The sequence below is a fragment of the Actinomadura montaniterrae genome (assembly GCF_008923365.1).
In the GTDB taxonomy this organism is placed as follows: Bacteria; Actinomycetota; Actinomycetes; order Streptosporangiales; family Streptosporangiaceae; genus Spirillospora; species Spirillospora montaniterrae.
Window position 1 is genome coordinate 1 of sequence record NZ_WBMR01000437.1, and the last position, 2,592, is coordinate 2,592.

A 2,592-nucleotide genomic window follows, 5' to 3' on the forward strand; every position below is an offset into this window, starting at 1 on the left:
ACTCGCTCTCGGCCTGGGCGGCGGCGCGCGGACGGCGGGCGCGGCGACGGCGCGGGGCCTCCTCCGCGGGCTCCGCCGCCTCAGCGGACTCCGCCGGGACGGCGCCGTTGGCCTCGGCCGGAGCCGTGCCGTTGGCCTCCGCCGGGGCGGCGCCGTTCGACGCGACCGCGACCGGCTCGTCGTCGAGGATGCCGGGCGAGGTGCCCGCCACCTCGTCCGCCGCGTCCGCGGCCTCGACCGCCGCCTGCGCCGCCGGCTCCTCGCCGTCGACCTCGGGCGGCGGGCCCGCCGGGCGCTTGGCCGGGCCCGACTTCTTCGGCCGCGATCGGGCCGGCTCGGGCCGCGCGGCCTCCGCCTCCGCGGCCGGCTCGGCCTCCTTCTTCGGCTCCGCCGGCTCCTTCTTCGCCTCGTGCTGCGCCAGCTTCTCCTCGACGGCCTTCTCCACCTCGCCCTTGCGCTTGCGGCGGCGGCCCGTCTCCTTGCCGGCGGCCTTGTCCGGCTTCGGCTCGACCGGGGTCAGGTGGACGTGGATGCCGCGCCCGTTGCAGGACTCGCAGGTCTCCGAGAACGCGTCCAGCAGGCCCTGCCCGACCCGCTTGCGGGTCATCTGGACCAGGCCGAGCGAGGTCACCTCGGCGACCTGGTGCTTGGTACGGTCCCGCGACAGGCACTCGACGAGGCGGCGCAGCACCAGGTCCCGGTTGCTCTCCAGCACCATGTCGATGAAGTCGATCACCACGATGCCGCCGACGTCCCGCAGCCGCAGCTGGCGGACGATCTCCTCGGCCGCCTCCAGGTTGTTGCGGGTGACGGTCTCCTCGAGGTTGCCGCCCTGCCCGGTGAACTTGCCGGTGTTGACGTCGATGACCGTCATCGCCTCGGTCTTGTCGATCACCAGCGAGCCGCCGGACGGCAGCCACACCTTCCGGTCGAGCGCCTTGGCGATCTGCTCGTCGATCCGGAACGCGCCGAGCACGTCCTGGTCGCCCGTCCAGCGCTCGACGCGGTCGGCGAGGTGCGGGGCGACGTACTCGACGTACTCCGAGACGGTGTCCCACGCCTCGTCGCCCGAGACGACGAGCTTGGAGAAGTCCTCGTTGAAGATGTCGCGGACGACCCGGATCGTCAGGTCGGGCTCGCCGTACAGCAGCGACGGCGCCGAGGCGGTCTTGACCTTCTTCTGGATGTTCTCCCACTGGGCGGCCAGCCGCGACACGTCGCGGCCGAGCTCCTCCTCGGTGGCGCCCTCGGCGGCGGTGCGGACGATCACGCCCGCGTTCTCCGGCATGACCTTCTTCAGGATCGACTTCAGCCGGCTGCGCTCCTTGTCGGGCAGCTTGCGGCTGATGCCGGTCATCGAGCCGTCCGGCACGTACACCAGGTACCGGCCGGGCAGCGAGACCTGGCTGGTCAGCCGGGCGCCCTTGTGGCCGAGCGGGTCCTTGGTGACCTGCACCAGCACCGACTGGCCCGACTTCAGCGCCGACTCGATCCGGCGCGGCTGGCCCACCAGGCCCGCGACGTCCCAGTTGACCTCGCCCGCGTACAGCACGGCGTTGCGGCCCTTGCCGATGTCGACGAACGCCGCCTCCATCGACGGCAGCACGTTCTGCACCTTGCCGAGGTAGACGTTGCCGACGTACGACTGGTGCGTCGCGCGGTTGACGTAGTGCTCGACGAGCACGTCGTCCTCCAGGACGGCGATCTGCGTGCGCTCGCCCTCCTGCCGGACGACCATGACCCGCTCGACGGCCTCGCGGCGCGCCAGGAACTCCGCCTCGGTGATCACCGGCGGGCGGCGGCGGCCCTGCTCGCGGCCCTCGCGGCGGCGCTGCTTCTTCGCCTCCAGCCGGGTCGAGCCCCGCACGGACTGGACCTCGTCCTCGGCGGCGGCGCGCTCCTCGCGGGCGCTGCGCACGTGCACGACGGTGTTCGGCGGGTCGTCGGTGCCGCCGGACTCGCCGTCGGCGCCCGAACGGCGCCTGCGGCGGCGGCGCCGGCGGCTGGTGCCGCCCTGGCCGCCGTCGCCCTCCTCGTCGCCCTCGGCCTCATGCTCGGCCTCGGCGTCCTGCTCGTCCTTCTCCTTGTCCTTGTCCTTGCCCTTGGCGGACCTGGACTTGGACTTGGCCTTCGCGGGCTTGGCCGGCTCCTCTTCCTTGGCCTCGGCGGCCTCGTGCTCCTCGGCCTCGTCCGCCTCGTCCTCGCCGCCCTCCTTGCCGCCCCGGCCGCGGCCGCGGCCGCCCCGGCGACGGCGGCGGCGCGACGGCCGGTCCTCCGACTCGTCCTCGTCGGCGGGGCCGTGGTCACCCTCGGCCTCTTCCTCGGCGGCCTCGTGGTCGCGGTCGCGGTCACGGTCGCGGTCGGACGGCTCGGGCTTCGGCTCGTCCTTCTGGCGCGCGGACGGCTCGGCCGTCGGCTGCGGCGGCTGGAACACGACCATCGGGGGCTGGAACGTCACGCCGGGGACGCCGACGCCGCTGGCGGGCTCGGCCTCCGACACCTGGCCGGCGTCCGGCTCGGCGCCGGCGACGGGAACGGAGGGCACCTCCGGCACGGACGGCACCGGGGGAACCGTCGGCGCCGCGGGCGGCG

At 74.4% G+C, this 2,592-nt stretch carries 1 protein-coding gene; it reads right to left on the bottom strand.

Annotated elements, in window-relative coordinates; genetic code table 11:
• The coding region (locus F9B16_RS50065; RefSeq protein ID WP_404800601.1) for an Rne/Rng family ribonuclease at window positions 1-2,563 on the bottom strand (2,563 nt) is incomplete at its 3' end.
• Window positions 2,564-2,592 lie beyond the last annotated feature (29 nt).